This window comes from Pseudomonas sp. NFPP07 (genome assembly GCF_900115645.1).
Classification (GTDB): domain Bacteria; phylum Pseudomonadota; class Gammaproteobacteria; order Pseudomonadales; family Pseudomonadaceae; genus Aquipseudomonas; species Aquipseudomonas chlororaphis.
In genome coordinates, this window is the sequence record NZ_FOXG01000007.1 from 265,835 (window position 1) to 284,522 (window position 18,688).

The 18,688-nt window shown below is 65.8% G+C and carries 20 protein-coding genes; 15 read left to right on the plus strand and 5 right to left on the minus strand.

Translation table 11 applies throughout. The features are described from left to right. Window positions 1–125: 125 nt before the first annotated feature. The 9 genes from mdcA to madM all read left to right on the plus strand — a co-directional run bounded on the left by mdcA (window position 126) and on the right by madM (window position 7,422). A complete protein-coding gene (gene mdcA, locus BM019_RS19605) occupies window positions 126–1,796 on the plus strand; it encodes a malonate decarboxylase subunit alpha (protein WP_092419422.1) in 1,671 nt (556 codons plus the stop codon). Then, entirely contained in the window at window positions 1,797–2,672 is an 876-nt protein-coding gene (locus tag BM019_RS19610; RefSeq protein ID WP_092419426.1) for a triphosphoribosyl-dephospho-CoA synthase, read from the plus strand. It begins immediately after the preceding gene. Continuing rightward, complete coding sequence (locus BM019_RS19615; protein WP_092419430.1) at window positions 2,672–2,971, plus strand: malonate decarboxylase subunit delta; 300 nt, start codon at window positions 2,672–2,674, stop codon at window positions 2,969–2,971. The genes BM019_RS19610 and BM019_RS19615 overlap by 1 nt, the downstream gene beginning before the upstream one ends. Further along, window positions 2,964–3,815 carry a biotin-independent malonate decarboxylase subunit beta gene (locus BM019_RS19620; protein ID WP_092419433.1) on the plus strand — a complete coding sequence of 284 codons (852 nt, stop codon included), beginning with the start codon at window positions 2,964–2,966 and terminating at the stop codon, window positions 3,813–3,815. The genes BM019_RS19615 and BM019_RS19620 overlap by 8 nt, the downstream gene beginning before the upstream one ends. After that, complete coding sequence (gene mdcE / locus BM019_RS19625; RefSeq protein WP_092419436.1) at window positions 3,812–4,615, plus strand: biotin-independent malonate decarboxylase subunit gamma; 804 nt, start codon at window positions 3,812–3,814, stop codon at window positions 4,613–4,615. Before BM019_RS19620 ends, mdcE begins: the two co-directional genes overlap by 4 nt. 5 nt (window positions 4,616–4,620) lie before the next feature. Continuing rightward, complete coding sequence (locus BM019_RS19630) at window positions 4,621–5,241, plus strand: malonate decarboxylase holo-ACP synthase (RefSeq protein WP_092419717.1); 621 nt, start codon at window positions 4,621–4,623, stop codon at window positions 5,239–5,241. Continuing rightward, a complete protein-coding gene (mdcH, locus tag BM019_RS19635; protein ID WP_092419439.1) occupies window positions 5,238–6,173 on the plus strand; it encodes a malonate decarboxylase subunit epsilon in 936 nt (311 codons plus the stop codon). The genes BM019_RS19630 and mdcH overlap by 4 nt, the downstream gene beginning before the upstream one ends. 66 nt (window positions 6,174–6,239) lie before the next feature. After that, entirely contained in the window at window positions 6,240–6,656 is a 417-nt protein-coding gene (gene madL / locus BM019_RS19640; RefSeq protein WP_037005044.1) for a malonate transporter subunit MadL, read from the plus strand. A 1-nt stretch (window position 6,657) separates the two neighbouring features. Next, window positions 6,658–7,422: a malonate transporter subunit MadM gene (gene madM / locus BM019_RS19645; protein ID WP_007932567.1), complete on the plus strand. Its 765-nt coding sequence runs from the start codon at window positions 6,658–6,660 to the stop codon at window positions 7,420–7,422. Window positions 7,423–7,517: 95 nt separating this feature from the next. Here madM and BM019_RS19650 read toward each other — a convergent pair whose 3' ends face one another. Beyond that, on the minus strand, window positions 7,518–8,435 hold the full coding sequence (locus BM019_RS19650) for a LysR family transcriptional regulator (protein ID WP_009046004.1): 918 nt from the start codon (window positions 8,433–8,435) through the stop codon (window positions 7,518–7,520). 153 nt (window positions 8,436–8,588) lie between these two features. On the opposite strand from BM019_RS19650, the gene BM019_RS19655 reads away from it, so the two are divergent. Further along, the gene (locus BM019_RS19655; RefSeq protein ID WP_009046003.1) at window positions 8,589–9,206 is read left to right on the plus strand and encodes a PAQR family membrane homeostasis protein TrhA; all 618 of its coding nucleotides are present in this window, start codon (window positions 8,589–8,591) and stop codon (window positions 9,204–9,206) included. A gap of 106 nt (window positions 9,207–9,312) precedes the next feature. Here BM019_RS19655 and BM019_RS19660 read toward each other — a convergent pair whose 3' ends face one another. Continuing rightward, window positions 9,313–10,227, minus strand: a complete 915-nt coding sequence (locus tag BM019_RS19660) for a LysR family transcriptional regulator (protein ID WP_092419442.1) — start codon at window positions 10,225–10,227, stop codon at window positions 9,313–9,315. 107 nt (window positions 10,228–10,334) lie between these two features. On the opposite strand from BM019_RS19660, the gene BM019_RS19665 reads away from it, so the two are divergent. From BM019_RS19665 to BM019_RS19675, 3 genes are read left to right on the plus strand one after another with little or no spacing between them, the layout of a single operon-like run. Further along, window positions 10,335–11,576: a D-amino acid dehydrogenase gene (locus BM019_RS19665; RefSeq protein WP_092419445.1), complete on the plus strand. Its 1,242-nt coding sequence runs from the start codon at window positions 10,335–10,337 to the stop codon at window positions 11,574–11,576. A gap of 27 nt (window positions 11,577–11,603) precedes the next feature. Then, the gene (locus BM019_RS19670; RefSeq protein WP_009046000.1) at window positions 11,604–11,954 is read left to right on the plus strand and encodes a RidA family protein; all 351 of its coding nucleotides are present in this window, start codon (window positions 11,604–11,606) and stop codon (window positions 11,952–11,954) included. 27 nt (window positions 11,955–11,981) lie between these two features. Beyond that, the gene (locus BM019_RS19675; protein ID WP_092419448.1) at window positions 11,982–12,884 is read left to right on the plus strand and encodes a transporter substrate-binding domain-containing protein; all 903 of its coding nucleotides are present in this window, start codon (window positions 11,982–11,984) and stop codon (window positions 12,882–12,884) included. A 65-nt stretch (window positions 12,885–12,949) separates the two neighbouring features. On the opposite strand, the gene BM019_RS19680 is transcribed toward BM019_RS19675, so the two are convergent. Together BM019_RS19680 and BM019_RS19685 are read right to left on the minus strand one after the other, a co-directional pair. Continuing rightward, complete coding sequence (locus tag BM019_RS19680) at window positions 12,950–13,669, minus strand: 16S rRNA (uracil(1498)-N(3))-methyltransferase (protein ID WP_062824354.1); 720 nt, start codon at window positions 13,667–13,669, stop codon at window positions 12,950–12,952. Between the two features lie 96 nt (window positions 13,670–13,765). Next, window positions 13,766–15,172, minus strand: coding sequence for an adenosylmethionine--8-amino-7-oxononanoate transaminase (locus BM019_RS19685; protein ID WP_092419451.1), 1,407 nt, complete (start codon window positions 15,170–15,172; stop codon window positions 13,766–13,768). A 280-nt stretch (window positions 15,173–15,452) separates the two neighbouring features. Between BM019_RS19685 and BM019_RS19690 the strand changes: the two genes are divergently transcribed. After that, on the plus strand, window positions 15,453–16,004 hold the full coding sequence (locus BM019_RS19690) for a cytochrome b (RefSeq protein ID WP_062824355.1): 552 nt from the start codon (window positions 15,453–15,455) through the stop codon (window positions 16,002–16,004). A 32-nt stretch (window positions 16,005–16,036) separates the two neighbouring features. Beyond that, window positions 16,037–16,636 carry a YceI family protein gene (locus BM019_RS19695; protein ID WP_007932534.1) on the plus strand — a complete coding sequence of 200 codons (600 nt, stop codon included), beginning with the start codon at window positions 16,037–16,039 and terminating at the stop codon, window positions 16,634–16,636. 187 nt (window positions 16,637–16,823) lie between these two features. Here the strand turns inward: BM019_RS19695 and BM019_RS19700 are convergent, their stop codons facing one another. Beyond that, a complete protein-coding gene (locus BM019_RS19700; protein WP_009045996.1) occupies window positions 16,824–18,680 on the minus strand; it encodes an RNA helicase RhlE2 in 1,857 nt (618 codons plus the stop codon). Between the last annotated feature and the right edge of the window lie 8 nt (window positions 18,681–18,688).

Genomic DNA, 18,688 nt, shown 5'->3' on the forward strand with positions numbered 1-18,688 from the left:
GTAGGCGAAATGGCTACGCCCTTGATCATTACCCTCACCGTAACGATCCACCACTCTGCTTGATTGATGCCATGCATCCTCCGCTCCTAAGGTAGCGGCCACGACAGCGAACCCGTGGAGTGAGCATGACAACAACAATATCCCCCGACTCGCGCTGGACGCGGCGGCGCGCTGAAAAGCAGCGGCGTCTCGAGCAGGTGCGGGGTCTCGCCGATGGTGCGGTGTTGCCCACCGACAAGATAGTCGCGGCGCTGGAGGCGTTGATTCTGCCCGGCGACCGCGTGGTGCTGGAGGGCAACAACCAGAAGCAGGCGGACTTCCTGTCGCGCGCCCTGGCCAAGGCCGACCCGAGCCGCCTGCACGACCTGCACATGATCATGCCCAGCGTCGGCCGCTCGGAGCACCTGGACCTGTTCGAACGCGGCATCGCCCGCAAGCTCGACTTCTCCTTCGCCGGCACCCAGAGCCTGCGCATCAGCCAACTGCTGGAAGACGGCCTGCTGGAAATTGGCGCCATCCACACCTACATCGAACTCTATGCGCGGTTGGTGGTGGATTTGATCCCCAACGTGGTGCTCTCGGCCGGGTTCATGGCCGACCGCGCGGGCAACATCTACACCGGGCCGAGCACCGAGGACACCCCGGCACTGATCGAGCCGGCGGCGTTCAGCGATGGCATCGTCATCGTCCAGGTCAACCAGTTGGTGGACGACGTCAGCGAGTTGCCGCGGGTGGATATCCCGGCGTCCTGGGTCGACTTCGTGGTGGTGGCCGACAAGCCGTTCTACATCGAGCCGCTGTTCACCCGCGACCCGCGCCACATCAAGCCGGTGCATGTGCTGATGGCGATGATGGCGATCCGCGGCATCTATGAAAAACACAAGGTCCAGTCGCTGAACCACGGCATCGGCTTCAACACCGCGGCCATCGAGCTGATCCTGCCGACCTACGGCGAGTCCCTGGGCCTGAAAGGCAAGATCTGCCGCAACTGGACCCTCAACCCCCACCCGACCCTGATCCCAGCCATCGAAAGCGGCTGGGTGCAAAGCGTGCATTGCTTCGGCACCGAACTGGGCATGGAAAACTACATCGCCGCGCGGCCGGATGTGTTCTTCACCGGGCGCGACGGTTCGTTGCGTTCCAACCGGATGTTCTGCCAACTGGCCGGGCAGTACGCGGTGGACCTGTTTATCGGCGCGACCCTGCAGGTCGATGGCGACGGCCATTCCTCCACTGTGACCCGCGGCCGCCTGGCCGGCTTCGGCGGTGCGCCGAACATGGGCCACGACCCCCGTGGCCGGCGCCACGGCACCCCGGCCTGGCTGGATATGCGCCACGACGACTCGCAACAGCCGATGCTGGAGCGAGGCAAGAAGCTGGTGGTGCAAATGGTCGAGACCTTCCAGGAAGGCGGTAAACCGACCTTCGTCGAAACCCTCGATGCCGTGGAAGTAGCGAAGAAAAGCGGCATGCCCCTGGCGCCGATCATGATCTATGGCGACGACGTCACCCACCTGCTGACCGAAGAGGGCATCGCCTACCTGTACAAGGCGCGTTCCCTGGAAGAGCGCCAGGCGATGATCGCGGCGGTGGCGGGGGTAACCGCCATCGGCCTGCGCCACAACCCGAAAGACACCGCGCGCATGCGCCGCGAAGGCCTGATCGCCTTGCCCGAAGACCTCGGTATCCGCCGCACCGACGCCAGTCGCGAGCTGCTGGCGGCGAAAAGCGTCGCCGATCTGGTGGAGTGGTCGGGTGGCCTGTACAACCCGCCCGCCAAGTTCAGGAGCTGGTAAATGCACGCCTTCAACCTGCAAAGCAAACCCCTGAGCCTGGCCGAGCGCCTGGCGGACCTGGCGGTGGACGCGCTGATCGATGAAGCCGATCTGTCGCCGAAACCGGCCCTGGTCGACCGTCGCGGCAACGGTGCCCACAGCGATCTGCACCTGGGGCTGATGCACGCCTCGGCGCTGTCGCTGTGGCCAGCCTTCAAGGAAATGGCCGAAGCCGCCAGCACGTTCGGCACGGTCGGCCTGCCCCTGCGCGAAGCCCTGGGCCGCATTGGCCGTGAAGGCGAAGCGACGATGCTCGCTACGACTCACGGGGTGAACACTCATCGTGGCGCGATCTGGGCCCTGGGCCTGCTGGTGGCCGCCGCCGCGCTGCAACCTCAAGCCAACAGCGCCGGCGCCCTGTGCCTGCGGGCCGCGCGTCTGGCGCTGCTGGACGACCGTTACGCGCCACGGCCCCTCAGCCACGGCGCGCAAGTGGCGCTGCGCTATGGCGTGCGTGGCGCTCGGGAAGAAGCCCAGTTGGGCTTTCCGGCGGTGCTGCAACGGGGCCTGCCGCAACTCGAACGCAGCCGTGCCCAGGGGCATGGCGAACAGAACGCCCGGCTCGATGCGTTGCTGGCGATCATGACCGGCCTGGCCGATACCTGCGTGCTCTATCGCGCCGGCGAGGCGGGCCTGCGGGCCATGCACCAGGGCGCCCAGGCGGTGCTCGACGCCGGCGGCAGCGCCAGCCTGGCCGGGCGTCGCCGCCTGCATGAGCTGGACCTGTGCCTGCTGGCCTTGAATGCCTCACCCGGTGGCGCCGCGGACTTGCTCGCGGCCTGCCTGCTGATCGACCGGATCGCCTCCGGCGCCGCCTTTATCCAGGGAGCAGTGTGATGGAAACCTTGTCTTTCGAATTTCCCGCCGGGCAACCCGCTCGGGGCCGGGCGCTGGTGGGCTGTGTCGGCTCGGGCGACCTGGAGGTGCTGCTCGAACCCGGGCAGCCTGGCAAGCTGAGCATTCAGGTGCAGACCTCGGTCAACGGCAGCGCGTCGCGCTGGCAGCATCTGTTCGAGCGCATGTTCGACGACCAGACGCCGCCGGCCCTGAGCATCGACATCCATGATTTCGGCGCCACCCCGGGCGTGGTGCGCCTGCGCCTGGAGCAGGGCTTCGAGGAGATCGGCCATGACTGACAGCGCCCGTTTGCTCAACAAACACAGCTTCGTCGAACTCGGTGCCCGGCAGCGCGCCAAGGCCCTGCTCGACGCCGGCAGCTTTCGCGAGTTGCTTGATCCGTTCCAGCGTGTCATGTCGCCGTGGCTGGCGCGCCAGGGCGTGGTGCCCCAGGCCGATGACGGGGTGGTGATCGCCAAGGGCCGCATCGACGGCCTGCCGGTGGTGATCGCCGCCATCGAAGGCGCGTTCCAGGGCGGCAGCCTCGGCGAAGTCGGCGGGGCGAAGATCGCCGGCGCCCTGGAGCTGGCGGCCGAAGACAACCGCAAGGGCATTGCTACCCGCGCCGTACTGCTGCTGGAAACCGGCGGCGTGCGCCTGCAGGAAGCCAACCTCGGGCTGGCGGCGATTGCTGACATTCACGCGGCCATCGTCGACCTGCGCCAGTACCAGCCGGTGATAGGCATCGTGGCCGGCAGCGTCGGCTGTTTTGGCGGCATGTCGATTGCCGCCGGGCTGTGCAGCTACCTGCTGGTGACCCAGGAGGCACGCCTGGGCCTCAACGGCCCGCAGGTGATCGAGCAGGAAGCCGGCCTTGAGGAATACGACTCCCGCGACCGGCCCTTTATCTGGAGCCTGACCGGCGGCGAGCAGCGTTTCGCCAGCGGCCTGGCGGACCGCTATGTGGCCGACGATGTGGCGCAGATCCGCCAACAGCTCGGCGAGCTGCTGGCCCAGGGCCTGCCCAGCGCACAACGCAGCCATCAGGCCGAGCTGTACCTGCAACGCCTGGCCCGGCTGGACAGCTATCCACAGATCGACCCGGCGACGGTTCGCCAGCTGTATCGAGGAGACCGCTCATGAGTGCTTATTCCCTGCGGGGCCTGCATTGGTTCACGGCCCTGAGCGCGGGTGCCGCCCCGGTAGCGGGTTTGCCGGCCTCGTTGAAGGTGGCGGACGCCACCCTGGAGCAGCAACCGGTGCGGTTTATCGCCGTGGTCGCCGACCCGGCCAACCCTTTTGTGCGGGCGCGTAATGGCGAGGTCGGCCTGCTGGAAGGCTGGGGCCTGGCCAAGGCGGTGGACGAAGCGATCGAGGCCGACCGCGAGCAGAGCCTCAAGCGCGCGCTGATCGCCATAGTCGACGTGCCGAGCCAGGCCTATGGGCGTCGCGAAGAGGCCCTGGGCATTCATCAGGCCCTGGCCGCGGCCGCCGACAGCTATGCCCGGGCCCGGCTGGCCGGGCATCCGGTGATCGGCCTGCTGGTGGGCAAGGCCATGTCCGGGGCCTTCCTGGCCCACGGTTACCAGGCCAACCGCCTGATCGCCCTGCGCGATCCGGGGGTGATGGTGCACGCCATGGGCAAGGTCTCGGCGGCGCGGGTCACCCTGCGCAGCGTCGAGGAACTGGAGGCCCTGGCCGCCAGCGTGCCGCCCATGGCCTACGACATCGACAGCTATGCCAGCCTCGGCCTGCTCTGGGAGACATTGTCGGTCAGCCAGATCGAACAGCCGAGCGCCGACGACCTGACTCAGGTGCGGCAATGCCTGGGCCAGGCGATTGCCGATGTGCGCACCCATGGCCGCGATCTGTCGGGACGCCTGGGCGCCACTAACCGTGGCGCTTCCAGCCGGGTCCGCCAGCTGTTGCGCGAGCAATGGTGAGCGCCATGACCAGCGCCTTGCTGCCCCATGACCTGCTGTGGGGCCTGTCCCCTCGGCAGTTGCCCGCCGATGCCCCGGCCTGGGCGGTGGCGGCCATGGCCGCCGGGCAACCGGTGGTGGTGCGCCGTGCGTTGACCGCGCCCGGGCAGGTGGCGGTGGGCGTGCGTGGGCGGCTGCGGGAACAGCGCTACGGGACGCTGATGGCGGTGGCGGCCATCGAACGCCGGGTGCGGCCGGAAGAGCTGCGTTATATCGAGTCGGATCGGGCCTGGCCAGCGCTCCAGGCACTGGCTCGGTTGCGCGATCCCCTGGATGCCCTCGGCCTGGCCTGGGGTGTCAGCGGCAGCGCCGGTTTTGAACTGGCCAGCGGCGTGCCGGCGCTGCATCGGCACAGCGATCTGGACCTGATCCTGCGCACTGCGCAGCCCATGGACCGGGCCGAGGCCCGGGCGTTGCTGGCGCTGCTCGACGCCGCCGCCTGCCCGGTGGACCTGCAATTGCAGACACCCAACGGCGCCGTGGCCCTGCGCGAGTGGGCCGGGACTTCGGCGCGGGTGCTGCTGAAAAGCGCCAGCGGCGCGCGGTTGGTCGGCGATCCGTGGCAGGCCCTGGAGCAGGTGGCGTGAGCAGCCTGCTGGTGTTTCCGGGCCAGGGCGCGCAGCAGCCGGGGATGTTGCATCGGCTGCCGCCCAGCGCTCTGGCCGAGGCCTGCCTGCGACAGGCGAGCGAGGTCCTGGGCGAGGATGCCCTGGCCCTGGATTCGCCCCAGGCCCTGGCGAGCACCCGGGCAGTGCAGCTGTGCCTGCTGATCGCCGGCGTGGCCCATGCCCGGGTGTTGCTGGAAAACGGGCCGGGCGCGGATTACGTGGCGGGCCTGTCGATTGGCGCCTATCCCGCCGCGGTGGTCGCCGGGGCCCTGGATTTCGGTGATGCGCTGCGTCTGGTCAGCCTGCGCGGCGAGCTGATGCAGCAGGCCTATCCGCAGGGTTATGGCATGACCGCGATCATCGGCCTGGAACTGGCGACGGTGGAGGCTTTGCTGGTCCGGGTGCACAGTCCGGACAACCCGGTGTACCTGGCCAATATCAATGCCGATAGCCAGGTGGTGATCGCCGGCAGCGATGCCGCCATGGCCCAGGTCGCCGAGCTGGCCCGGGGCTGCGGTGTCGGAGTGGCCAAGCGTCTGGCGGTCAGCGTGCCGTCCCATTGCCCATTGCTGGAGCAGCCGGCCCAGGCCCTGACCGAGGCGTTCGCCAGGGTGGCGTTGCAACCGCCGCGCCTGGGTTACCTGAGCGGCAGCCGGGCGCGGCCGCTGCGTACGCCGGAGCAGTTGCGCGACGACCTGGCGTTCAACATGTGCCGGCTGGTGGATTGGCGCGGCACCGTGCAAAGCGCCTACGAGCGCGGCGTGCGACTGCAGATCGAACTGCCGCCCGGCGCGGTACTGACCGCTCTGGCGCGTCGGGTGTTCGAGCAGGGCACCGTGATGGCCTGCGACGGGGCCCGGCTCGACACCCTGCAAGCGCTGTTGCGTGAGGAGGGAAACCGCCAACCCTAGACACCGACTCAAGCTGGCGAAGCACAAGAACAACAACTTCGACGATGCACTTTGAGGACTACAACAATGATTATTTACGGTGTGGCGCTGCTGGCGATCTGTACGCTGGCAGGGGTGATTATCGGTGACATGCTCGGCGTCCTGCTGGGGGTGAAATCCAACGTCGGCGGGGTGGGCATCGCCATGATCCTGCTGATTTGCGCGCGGCTGTGGATGCACAGGCACGGCGGCATGACCAAGGATTGCGAGATGGGCGTCGGTTTCTGGGGTGCCATGTACATCCCGGTGGTGGTGGCCATGGCTGCGCAACAGAATGTGGTGACCGCCCTGCACGGCGGCCCGGTGGCGGTGCTGGCGGCCATCGGCTCGGTGCTGCTCTGTGGTTGCACCATTGCCTTGATCAGCCGCACCAACAAAGGCGAACCGTTGCCGGACGAACCGGACGCTGTCGCTCCTGGCGCCGCTCCGGCAGGGGGACGCTGATATGTGGGATCTGATCGAGAAAGGCCTGGAACACAACGGCCTGGTCACCGCCTTCGCCTTCGTCGGCGTGATCATGTGGGTCTCGGTGCTGCTGTCCAAGCGCCTGACGTTCGGCCGGGTACACGGCTCGGCCATCGCCATCGTCATCGGCCTGGTGCTGGCCTGGGTCGGCGGCACTGTCACCGGTGGGCAAAAGGGCCTGGCGGACCTGGCGCTGTTCTCCGGCATCGGCCTGATGGGCGGCGCCATGCTGCGCGACTTCGCGATTGTCGCCACGGCCTTCGAGGTCCAGGCCACCGAGGCACGCAAGGCCGGGATGATCGGCGCCATCGCGCTGTTTCTCGGTACGGTGCTGCCGTTCATTGTCGGGGCGAGCATCGCCTGGGCCTTCGGTTATCGCGATGCGGTGAGCATGACCACCATCGGCGCCGGTGCGGTGACCTACATTGTCGGTCCGGTGACCGGGGCGGCGATCGGCGCCAGCTCCGATGTGGTGGCGCTGTCCATCGCCACGGGGCTGATCAAGGCGATCCTGGTGATGGTCGGCACGCCCATGGCGGCGCGCTGGATGGGCCTGGACAACCCGCGTTCGGCGATGGTCTTCGGTGGCCTGGCCGGCACCGTCAGCGGGGTGACCGCGGGCCTGGCGGCGACCGACCGGCGCCTGGTGCCCTACGGCGCGCTGACCGCGACCTTCCATACCGGGCTGGGTTGCCTGCTCGGGCCTTCGTTGCTGTATTTCATCGTGCGCGGGTTGGTGGGGTAGGGCGGCTGGCCTTATCGCGAGCAAGCTCGCTCCTACAGAGGTATACGGTCTCCTATAGGAGCGAGCCGCGATAGCGCTCGTGTAAACACCGCGCTTTATGTGTCTTGCCGATTGGCATACATCCGGCACTCGGCCAGCAGCGCCAGCAGGTTCGGGTCGCGCTCCTTGGCCTTGAGGAACACCACGCCGATATGCTGTTGCAGCCGGTAGCGCGCCTGCAGCGGAATCAGCTTCACGCGGTTTTCGTACACCGCGGCAATCCTTCCCGGCAGCAGGGCATAGCCCACCCCCGAGCTGACCATGCTCAGCAGGGTGAAGATGTCGTTGACCTGCATCGCCACCTTCGGCTCGAACCCCGCCTGCTTGAACACCCGCACCCCGTCCTGATGGGTGGCGAAGCCCTGGGTCAGGGTGATGAAGGTCGCGTCGCGCACATCGCTGAGGTCGACTTCCGCCTGCTGGGCGAACGGCGAGTCGGCCGGCGTGGCCAGGAAGATATCGTCGGAAAACAGCGGGATCTGCTCGCAGTCCGGGTCGCTGACGCTGTCGTCCAGGGACACCAGGATCGCGTCGACCTCCATGTTCTTCAGCTTGTACAGCAGGTCGATGTTGGAGCCCAGGATCAGGTCGATATTCAGCTCGCTACGGCGCAGCTTCAGGCCCATGATCAGCTGCGGAACGGTCTTCACCGTCAATGAATACAACGAGCCGAGCTTGAAGCGTTCCGCCGAGAACCCGGCGGCTTCGCGGGTCAGGCGCACGCTTTCGACCACGTCCTGGATCAGCTTCTGCGCCCGTTCTTCGAGGACGAAGGCGCTTTCCAGCGGTGTCAGGTTACGTCCTTCATGCTTGAACAGCGGGCAGCGCAGGGCGCTTTCCAGGGAGTGAATGGCCCGGTGCACGCTGACATTGCTGGTCTGCAACTCGGCGGCGGCGCGCGCCAGGTTGCCGGTGCGCATGAATGCCAGAAACACTTCGAGCTTTTTCAGGGTCAACTCTTCATCGATCAGCATGATGGGCGCTCTTATTCGAATGCTCCGATTGTGCCTGCCGGGTCATGACTTGGCTGGAGGTTTTTTCGTCCATAGCTTTATTCGCAAACATTGCGCTTTCAGGCTACAGGCCTGAGCCTTGCGCAGATTTTCGCCTTGGGAGGTGAGTGGCACATGTATCACGGGGAAAGACTCAACGCCTGGACGCATCTGGTGGGCGCGATTGCGGCACTGGTCGGGGGGATCTGGCTGCTGGTGTTGGCCAGCCTCGACGGCAGCCCTTGGAAAATCGTCAGCGTGGCGATCTACGGCTTCACCTTGCTGGTGCTGTACAGCGCCTCGACCGTGTACCACAGCGTGCGCGGGCGGGCGAAAAGCATCATGCAGAAGGTCGATCATTTCTCCATCTACCTGCTGATCGCCGGCAGCTATACGCCGTTCTGCCTGGTGACCCTGCGCGGGCCCTGGGGCTGGACGCTGTTCGGGATCGTCTGGGGGCTGGCGCTGATCGGCATCCTGCAGGAGATCAAGCCGCGCTCCGAGGCGCGCATCCTGTCTATCGTGATCTACGCGGTGATGGGTTGGATCGTGCTGGTGGCGGTCAAGCCGCTGCTGGCGGCCCTGGGCCCCGCCGGCTTCGCCTGGCTGGCCTCGGGCGGAGTGCTCTACACCGTGGGCATCATCTTCTTCGCCCTCGACAGCCGTTTGCGCCACGCCCACGGGATCTGGCACCTGTTCGTGATCGCCGGCAGCCTGCTGCACTTCGTGGCGATTTTCTTCTACGTGCTCTGATCGGCGAGCGCGTTATCGTTCATCGCGAGCAAGCTCGCTTCTACAACGGGTAGCGTACATCCCTGTAGGAGCGAGCTTGCTCGCGATAACGTTCTGGCAGGTGTCCTCAATCCCCGGTCATCAACCGATCCAGCTGCTCCTGCGCGCGGCCGCCGAAGATCTCCAGCAGGCTGCTCAAGGTGTGCGGCAGCGCCTCCGCCGCGCGGGTCACGGCATACAGGGTGATCGGCAGCGCCGGGGTCAGCGGGCGGATCGCGGTGCTGGCGGGCGAGGCGCCGAGGGCGGTGAAGGGGTCGATCACCGCCAGCCCGGCGCCGGATTCGACCATGGCCCGGGCCAGGGAGTAGGTCTGCACGGCAATGCTGACTCGGGGCGCCGGTTCCACGGCTTTCAGGTAGCCGTCGAGTTTCGCCGCCAGCGGGTCGGCGCTGGACAGGCCGATCAAGGGCGCACCCGCCAGCTCCAGCAGCGGCAGCGGCGTGCCCCTGGCCGCCTGGGGCCAGTAATCCAGCGGCGCCAGCGCCACCAGCACCCCGCTGGCCAGGGCCTGGGCGGTCAGCCCCGGATGATCCGGGCGTTGCAGGGTCAGGGCCACGTCGATCTCGCGCATCAGCAGGTTCTGCACCAGCTCGCGGCTGTGGGCGCTGGACAGCTCGCAGACGATGTCCGGGTAGCGCCGGGTCCACTGGTTGATGGCCGGCGGCAACAAGGACAGGGCCAGCGCCGGCGTGGCGCCGATCCGCAGACTGTGGCCCGGCTCGCGGCGCAGGCTCTGGGCCAGGCGCCGCACCCCTTGCAGGCTTTCGCTGACCTTGTCGACCTCGCGCTCCAGTTCCAGGGCTTCCGGGGTGGCCTGCAACTTGCCCTTGACCCGCAGGAACAGCGGGAAGCCCAGCTGCTGCTCGGCGTGCTGCAAGACCTTGGTCACCGCCGGCTGGGAGACGTGCAGCAGTTGCGCCGCGCCGCTGATCGAGCCGGTCTGGCGGATGGCCTGGAAAATCTCGATATGGCGCAGTCGCATGATGAGTCCATAACCTTTGTTTATGGGTGGTCCATCTTTATTCATTGTCCCGGGCCTGTCACCTGGTCCTAACCTGAAGCCCGCTCAACAAGGCTTTAAGGACTGACATGGCACAGCGGGTTTGCATCATCGGCGGCGGGGTCATTGGCCTGGCCAGCGCCTACGCCCTGGTTCGCGAGGGGTTCGACGTCAGCCTGGTGGAGGCGCGCGACGCCTTCGCCAGCCAGACCAGCTTCGCCAACGGCGGCCAGCTGTCGTACCGCTACGTGGCGCCGCTGGCCGATGCCGGCGTGCCCTGGCAGGCGTTGGGCTGGATGCTGCGTGGCGACTCGCCGCTGAAGCTGCGCCTGCGCCTGGACCTGGCGCAGTGGCGCTGGATGGCCGGGTTCCTGGCGGCCTGCCGCGGTTCGGTCAACCGCCGCAACGGCGCCCATCTGCTGCGCCTGGCGCTGCTGAGCCAGGCCACCTTGCAGAGCTGGCGCGACGAGGACCGGCTCGACGGTTTTCACTGGCGGCGCAACGGCAAGCTGGTGACCTTCCGCGAAACCGCCAGTTTCGAGCACGCCCGCCACGGCCTGGCCGATCCCCGCCAACAGCAGGTGCTGTCCGCTGGCGAATGCGCGCAACTGGAGCCGACCCTCGGCGGCGCGCCCTTTGTCGGCGGCATCTTCACCCCGGACGAAGAAGTGGCCGACTGCCACGCCTTCTGCCAGCAACTGGTGGCGCGGCTACAGGCTTCCGGCCGTTGCCAGTTGCTGACCGGGCGCCCGGTCACCGGCATTCGCCAGATGGGCGGCCAGGTGCAGGCCATCGAGCTGGGCGACGAGGTGCTGGCGGTGGATCAACTGATACTCGCCGCCGGTCATCGCAGTGGCGAACTGGCGTTGCCCGGGCTGAAGCTGCCGCTGTATCCGCTCAAGGGCTACAGCCTCAGCGTGCCGATCGGCGCGGGGCACCGGGCACCGGAAATCAGCATCACCGATTACAACCGCAAGATCGTCTACGCGCGGATCGGCCAGCAGCTGCGGGTGGCGGCCATGGTCGATATCGTCGGTTTCGACCCGGCCCTGGACCCCAGGCGCCTGGCCCTGATGCAGCGCCAGGCCCGGGAAACCTTCGCCAACGCCGGCGACTACGATGCCGCCATCGAGTGGGCCGGCATGCGCCCGGCGACCCCCAGCGGCGTACCGCTGATTGGCGCCACCGGCTACCGCAACCTGTGGCTCAACCTCGGCCATGGCGCCCTGGGTTTCACCCTGGCCTGTGGCAGCGGGCGCCTGCTGGCCGAGCTGATCGGCCAGCGCCGCACTTCCATCGACATGCAGGGGCTAGCGCCCCATGCCGCCTGATTTCTTTCACGTACAAGGAGCTGTCCCATGACCATCCAGCGTCTTCACAGCAATGACCGCCTCAGCGCTGTCGCGGGTTTTGCCGATCTGCTGTTCCTGTCTGGCCAGGTGCCGGGCGCGGCCACCGATGCCGCCGGCCAGACCCGCGAAGTGCTGGCGAAGATCGACGCCTTGCTGGCCGAGGCCGGCAGCGACAAGGATCATCTGCTCAGTGCGACCCTCTACCTGAAAGACATCCAGCGGGACTTTGCCGCGATGAACGAGGTCTGGTCGGCCTGGTTGTCCCCGGGCCAGGCGCCAAGCCGCACCACGGTGCAGGCCGCCCTGGCGCGTCCGGACATCCTGGTGGAAATCACTGTCATCGCGGTTCGCCGCTAACGCCTTCACCCACAACGGAGAATAACAATGCAAAAAATCACGTTGCTCGGCTGCACCCTGGGCCTGTTGCTTGGCTCCCCGCTGTACGCCAGCGAGGCGCCGCTGACCGGCACCCTGGGCAAGATCGCCACTGCCGGCAGTATTACCCTGGGTTATCGCGATGCCTCGGTGCCGTTTTCCTACGTGGGTGACAACAGCGGCAAACCCATGGGCTACTCGGTGGACCTGGCGAGCAAGGTCGTCGAGCGCATCCGCGACAAGCTGGCGCTGCCGCAACTGGCGGTGAAGTACAACCTGGTGACGTCGCAGACGCGCATTCCGCTGGTGCAGAACGGCACCGTGGACCTGGAATGCGGCTCCACCGGGGTGACCGCCGAACGGCAGAAGCAGGTGGCGTTTTCCTACGGCTTCATCTACGTCAAGGGCCAGTTGCTGACGGCCAGAGACAGCGGGATCAAGAGTTTTGCCGACCTGCGCGGCAAGAACGTGGTGACCACCGCCGGCACCACCAACGAGCGCTTCCTCAAGAGCTACAACGTCGAGCACAAGATCGACATGTTCGTGATCAGCGCCAAGGACCACGGCGAAGCCTTCCAGATGTTGCAATCGGGTCGCGCCGCAGCGTTCTACATGGACGACGCGCTGCTCTACGGCGAACGGGCCAAGGCCCGCGATCCGCACAACTGGGTGGTGGTCGGCGAGGAGCAGTCGCGGGAAATCTACAGCTGCATGGTGCGCAAGGACGATCCGCAGTTCCTGGAGCTGGTGAACGCCACCCTGGCGGACCTGTACCGCTCAGGGGAAATCAACAGGATCTACCAGCGCTGGTTCGAACAACCGATTCCACCCAAGGGCCTGAACCTGGAGTTCCCGATGACCAGCGAGTTGAAGGCGATCATCGCCAAACCGGTGAGCGATCCGGTGGAGTAAACACCGGTCCGCTTCTGTAGGAGCCAGGCTTGCTGGCGATGGGGGCGGCGCGTATGTCAGGCGGGTTAGAAGTCGCCCCACAGCTGTTGGGCTACCGCCAGCGCTACCACTGGCGCGGTTTCGGTGCGCAGCACCCGCGGCCCGAGGCGCGCCGGCAGGAAGCCCGCGTCCTGGGCCTGGTCCACTTCGGCATCGGACAAACCGCCTTCCGGGCCGATCAGGAATGCCAGGGTCGCAGGCTTGGCGTGGCTTACCAGCGGCTCGGCCACCGGGTGCAGCACCAGCTTGAGGTCAGCCTGGGTCTGCTTGATCCAGTCGGCCAGCAGCACCGGCGGATGAATCACCGGCACCCGCGAGCGCCCGCATTGTTCGCAGGCGCTCACGGCCACCTGGCGCCAGTGGGCCAGGCGTTTGTCGGCGCGTTCGTCCTTGAGCCGCACTTCGCAGCGCTCGCTGAAGATCGGGGTGATTTCATTCACCCCCAGCTCGGTGGCCTTCTGAATCGCCCAATCCATGCGCTCGCCCCGGGACAGGCCCTGGCCGAGGTGGATCTGCAGCGGCGACTCGACCTGCCCGGCGAAGCTTTCATCGAGTCGGACCACCACGCGTTTCTTGCCGACTTCCAGCAGCGTGCCGCGAAATTCGTTGCCCGAACCGTCGAACAGCTGCAGCGCGTCGCCCTCGGCCATGCGCAGTACGCGCCCGATGTAGTGGGCCTGGGCTTCCGGCAGCTCGTGCTCGCCGAGGCTCAGGGGGGCGTCGATAAAGAAGCGGGACAGTCTCATGGTGGTTCTCTGGGAAAATTCGGTTCGAGGTGGGTCAATGGATCTTTGCGTCGGCAAGCCCGCTTCTGCAAAACGGCGGGCTTGCCGGCGAGGGGCTCAACCCGGATCGCGGAAGCCTGGGTGGAAGTCCTTGGGCACCGCCACGCTGACCTTGTCGTTGGTAGCAATGTCGATGCCTTCGCTGGCAACGATGGCGAGGAAGTCGATCTGCTCCGGGGTGATCACGTAGGGCGGCAGGAAATACACCACGCTGCCCAGCGGACGCAGCAGGGCGCCACGCTCCAGGGCGTGCTGGAAGACTTTCAGGCCACGGCGTTCCTGCCACGGGTAGGCGGTCTTGCTGGCCTTGTCCTGGACCATTTCGATGGCCAGCACCATGCCGGTCTGGCGCACCTCGGCAACGTGCGGGTGGTCCGCCAGGTGCGCGGTCGAGCTGGCCATGCGCTGGGCCAGCGCCCGGTTGTTCTCGATGACGTTGTCCTGCTCGAAGATATCCAGGGTCGCCAGCGCCGCCGCACAGGCCAGCGGGTTGCCGGTGTAGCTGTGGGAGTGGAGGAAGGCGCGCAGGGTCGGGTAGTCGTCGTAGAAGGCGCTATAGACTTCGTCGGTGGTCAGGCACGCGGCCAGCGGCAGGTAGCCGCCGGTCAGGGCCTTGGACAGGCAGAGGAAGTCCGGGCGGATGCCGGCCTGTTCGCAGGCGAACATCGTGCCGGTACGACCGAATCCGACGGCGATCTCATCATGGATCAGGTGCACGCCGTAGCGGTCGCAGGCCTCGCGCAGCAGCTTGAGGTACACCGGGTGGTACATGCGCATGCCACCGGCGCCCTGGATCAGCGGTTCGACTATCACCGCGGCAACGCTGTCGTGGTGTTCCGCCAGGGTCTGCTCCATGGCCGCGAACATGTTGCACGAGTGTTCTTCCCAGCTCATGCCTTCGGGGCGCAGGTAGCAGTCCGGGCTCGGCACCTTGATAGTGTCCAGCAGCAGGGCCTTGTAGGTTTCGGTGAACAGCGGCACGTCGCCCACCGACATCGCGGCGATGGTTTCGCCGTGGTAGCTGTTGGTCAGGGTGACGAAGCGCTTCTTGTCTTTCTGGCCGCGGTTGAACCAGTAGTGGAAGCTCATCTTCATCGCCACTTCGATGCACGACGAGCCGTTGTCGGCATAGAAGCAGCGGGTCAGGCCTTCGGGAGTCATTTTCACCAGGCGCTCGGACAGCTCGATCACCGGCTGATGGCTGAAGCCGGCGAGGATCACATGCTCCAGCTGATCGACCTGATCCTTGATGCGCTGGTTGATGCGCGGGTTGGCGTGGCCGAATACGTTGACCCACCAGGAACTGACCGCGTCGAGGTAGCGCTTGCCTTCGAAGTCCTCCAGCCACACGCCTTCGCCGCGCTTGATCGGGATCAGCGGCAGCTGCTCGTGGTCTTTCATCTGGGTGCAGGGATGCCATAACACCGCGAGATCGCGTTGCATCCACTGGTTGTTGAGGCCCATGTTCAGTCTCCTGGAGGCGGCTCTAAGTACGCGAGCAAACAATCGCGCAAGCCTATGCAATGCCAGGCCGTGTCACAACCCATTGCATGCCTGGAAGGGCGAATTGATCGCGGTCGCAGGACGGTCTGTCACGTTTTCCCCACGTAGACCTTAATGCCTGGTTAATTTAGTGTTCGTAGGATCAACATCGTATTTCTCGATATTTCAAAGCGAAAATTTCCGCTTTAATTCGATAGTTAAATCGATAGTCTTGGGCAGCAGTTCTTACAGGATTTAAGTAATGCAGCTAGGTAACTCTTCTTCCCGCTACGGCTGGGTAAGCATTTTTCTGCACTGGAGCGTGGCGCTGGCAGTCTTTGGATTGTTCGCCCTGGGCCTGTGGATGGTCGGCCTGGATTACTACAGTGCCTGGCGTAAAGATGCGCCGGACCTGCACAAGAGCATTGGCTTGACGTTGTTCGCGATCATGTTGCTGCGGGTGCTGTGGCGCTTTGTCAGCCCGCCGCCACCGGCACCGGCCAACCACGGGCGCCTGACGCGCCTGGGCGCCAAGTTCGGCCATGCCTTCCTTTATCTCAGTCTGTTCGCTGTGATGATTGCCGGTTACCTGATTTCCACCGCAGACGGTGTCGGGATTCCGGTGTTTGGCCTGTTTGAAGTACCTGCCCTGGTTTCCGGACTGCCGGACCAGGCAGATGTGGCCGGCGAGGTGCATCTGTACCTGGCCTGGGCCCTGGTGATCTTCGCCGGAGTGCATGCTCTGGCTGCCTTGAAACACCACTTTATCGATCGTGACACGACCCTGGCTCGTATGCTGGGGCGCAAAGCCTGATGCTCAACCTCGACTCAAAAGGAATAGAAAGCATGTTGAAAAAGACTCTCGCCGCTCTGGCAATCGGTTCTGCTCTGTTGTCTGCCGGTCAGGCGATGGCCGCGGACTATGTGATCGACAAGGAAGGCCAGCACGCCTTCGTCGACTTCAAGATCAGCCACCTGGGCTACAGCTTCATCACCGGTACTTTCAAGGACCTGGACGGCAAGTTCAGCTTCGACGCGGCCAAGCCTGAAGACGCCAAGATCGAAGTCAACGTGCGCACCGCCAGCGTGTTCACCAACCACGCCGAGCGTGACAAACACGTCAACAGCAAGGACTTCCTGGAGTCGGGCAAATTCCCTGATGCGAAGTTCGTTTCCACCAGCGTCAAGCCAACCGGCAAGAATGCTGATGGCAAGCAGACCGCCGATGTGGCTGGCGACCTGACTTTCCACGGTGTGACCAAGCCTATCGTGGTCAAGGCCACCTTCCTGGGTGAAGGCAAGGATCCATGGGGCGGCTACCGTGCCGGTTTTGAAGGCACCACCAGCATCAGCCGCAAAGAGTTCAACAAGGACGGGATGGATGTTGGCCCGCAGTCCGACACCGTTCAGCTGTACATCACCTTCGAAGGTGTGAAAGCGAAGTAATGCTTCGCCTGTAGCCGCTGCCGAGCTCGCGAGGCTGCGATAAGGTCCGCAGGACCTTCATGGTCTTCAAGGCCTGCGACCGGTTCCCGGTCGATCGCAGCCTCGCGAGCTCGGCAGCGGCTACAGAGATCATAAAAAAACGCCCCTGATCGCGAGATCAGGGGCGTTTTTTATTGTCGCGAAAACTTCAGCGATTGCGGGTCAGCAAGGCTGGTTTCTCGCCACGTGGACGGCTTGGCAGTTGATCGAGCTGCTCGGGTGTCGGGAAGCGGTCGGCTTTCGATTCCTTGTGCATGATCTTCGGCTGGTTGCCGCGCGGGTTCTGCACCGCCGGCTCCTGACGCGCCTGGTCGTCACGGGCCGGACGACGATTGCGCGACTCTTCGCGACGGGCCTGGCCGTCACGTGGAGCGCCGCTGCGTGGGCCGTTGCGCTTGGCAGGCGGGGTGCCGGTGGTGGCACCGTTGCTGGTGCGCGGACCGCCGGAGCGACCCTGGCCGCCGCTGCGTGGCGCGTTGCTGCTGGTTGCACCCTGGGCTGGCGCGCCAGGACGACGGCCGCGGCCCTGGTTGTTCTTGTTCTGGTACGGGCTGACGTAGTCGGCGCGATTGCCGAAGTTGTCCACGTCGTCGTCCAGGAACTCATCCGGGGCGCGGTCGGCGCGTGGCGTCGGCTGGCGCTGTTCGCGGGCCGGGGTGCCTTCGCGAGGCTTCTGCTCACGGGCCGGGCGGTCGCCGCGAGCGGCCGGTTTGTCCTTGCCCTTGTCCTTGCCTTTGTCTTTACGGCCGCCGCCACCACCGCCGCCATTCGGACCGTCGCCACGCGGGCCACGGGAATTGCGTGGGTTACGCACGTCCGGACGCTCGCGCACTTCCGGTTTCTCGGCTTCCACGGCACTGGCGTCGAAGCCCATCAGATCGCCGTCGGGGATCTTCTGCTTGGTCATGCGCTCGATGCTCTTGAGCAGCTTCTCTTCGTCCGGCGCGACCAGCGAGATCGCTTCGCCCGAACGACCGGCGCGGCCGGTACGGCCGATACGGTGCACGTAGTCTTCGTCGACGTTCGGCAGCTCGAAGTTGACCACGTGTGGCAGCTGGTCGATGTCCAGGCCACGGGCGGCGATATCGGTGGCGACCAGGATCCGCACTTCACCGGCCTTGAAGTCGGCCAGGGCCTTGGTGCGGGCGTTCTGGCTCTTGTTGCCGTGGATGGCGACGGCGGTCAGGCCGTGCTTGTCCAGGTACTCGGCCAGGCGGTTGGCGCCGTGCTTGGTGCGGGTGAAGACCAGTACCTGTTCCCAGGCGCCGGCGGTGATCAGGTGGGCCAGCAAGGCGCGCTTGTGGCTGGCGGCCAGGCGGAACACCCGTTGCTCGATACGCTCGACCGTGGTGTTCGGCGGCGTGACTTCGATGCGCTCCGGGTTGTGCAGCAGTTTGCCGGCCAGGTCCGTGATGTCCTTGGAGAAGGTCGCGGAAAACAGCAGGTTCTGGCGCTTGGCGGGCAGGCGCGCGAGGACTTTCTTCACGTCATGGACAAAGCCCATGTCGAGCATGCGGTCGGCTTCGTCGAGCACGAGGATTTCCACGTGGGACAGGTCGACGCTGCCCTGGCCGGCCAGGTCGAGCAGGCGGCCGGGGCAGGCCACCAGTACATCGACGCCACGGGCCATGGCCTGAACCTGTGGGTTCATGCCGACGCCGCCGAAGATACAGGCACTGACGAACTTCAGGTCGCGGGCATAGACCTTGAAGCTCTCGTGCACTTGCGCGGCCAGTTCGCGGGTCGGGGTCAGGACCAGTACGCGCGGTTGGCGCGGGCCGTGACGCTGGGATTTGTCCGGGTGACCGTTGGGAAACAGCCGTTCCAGGATCGGAAGGGCGAAACCGCCGGTTTTACCAGTACCTGTCTGTGCCGCGACCATCAGGTCGCGACCTTGCAACACGGCGGGAATGGCCCGCTGTTGCACCGGAGTAGGCTGGGTGTAGCCGGCGGCTTCGATGGCGCCGACTAAAGCCTCGGAGAGACCGAGGGAAGCAAAGGACATGAGTAATC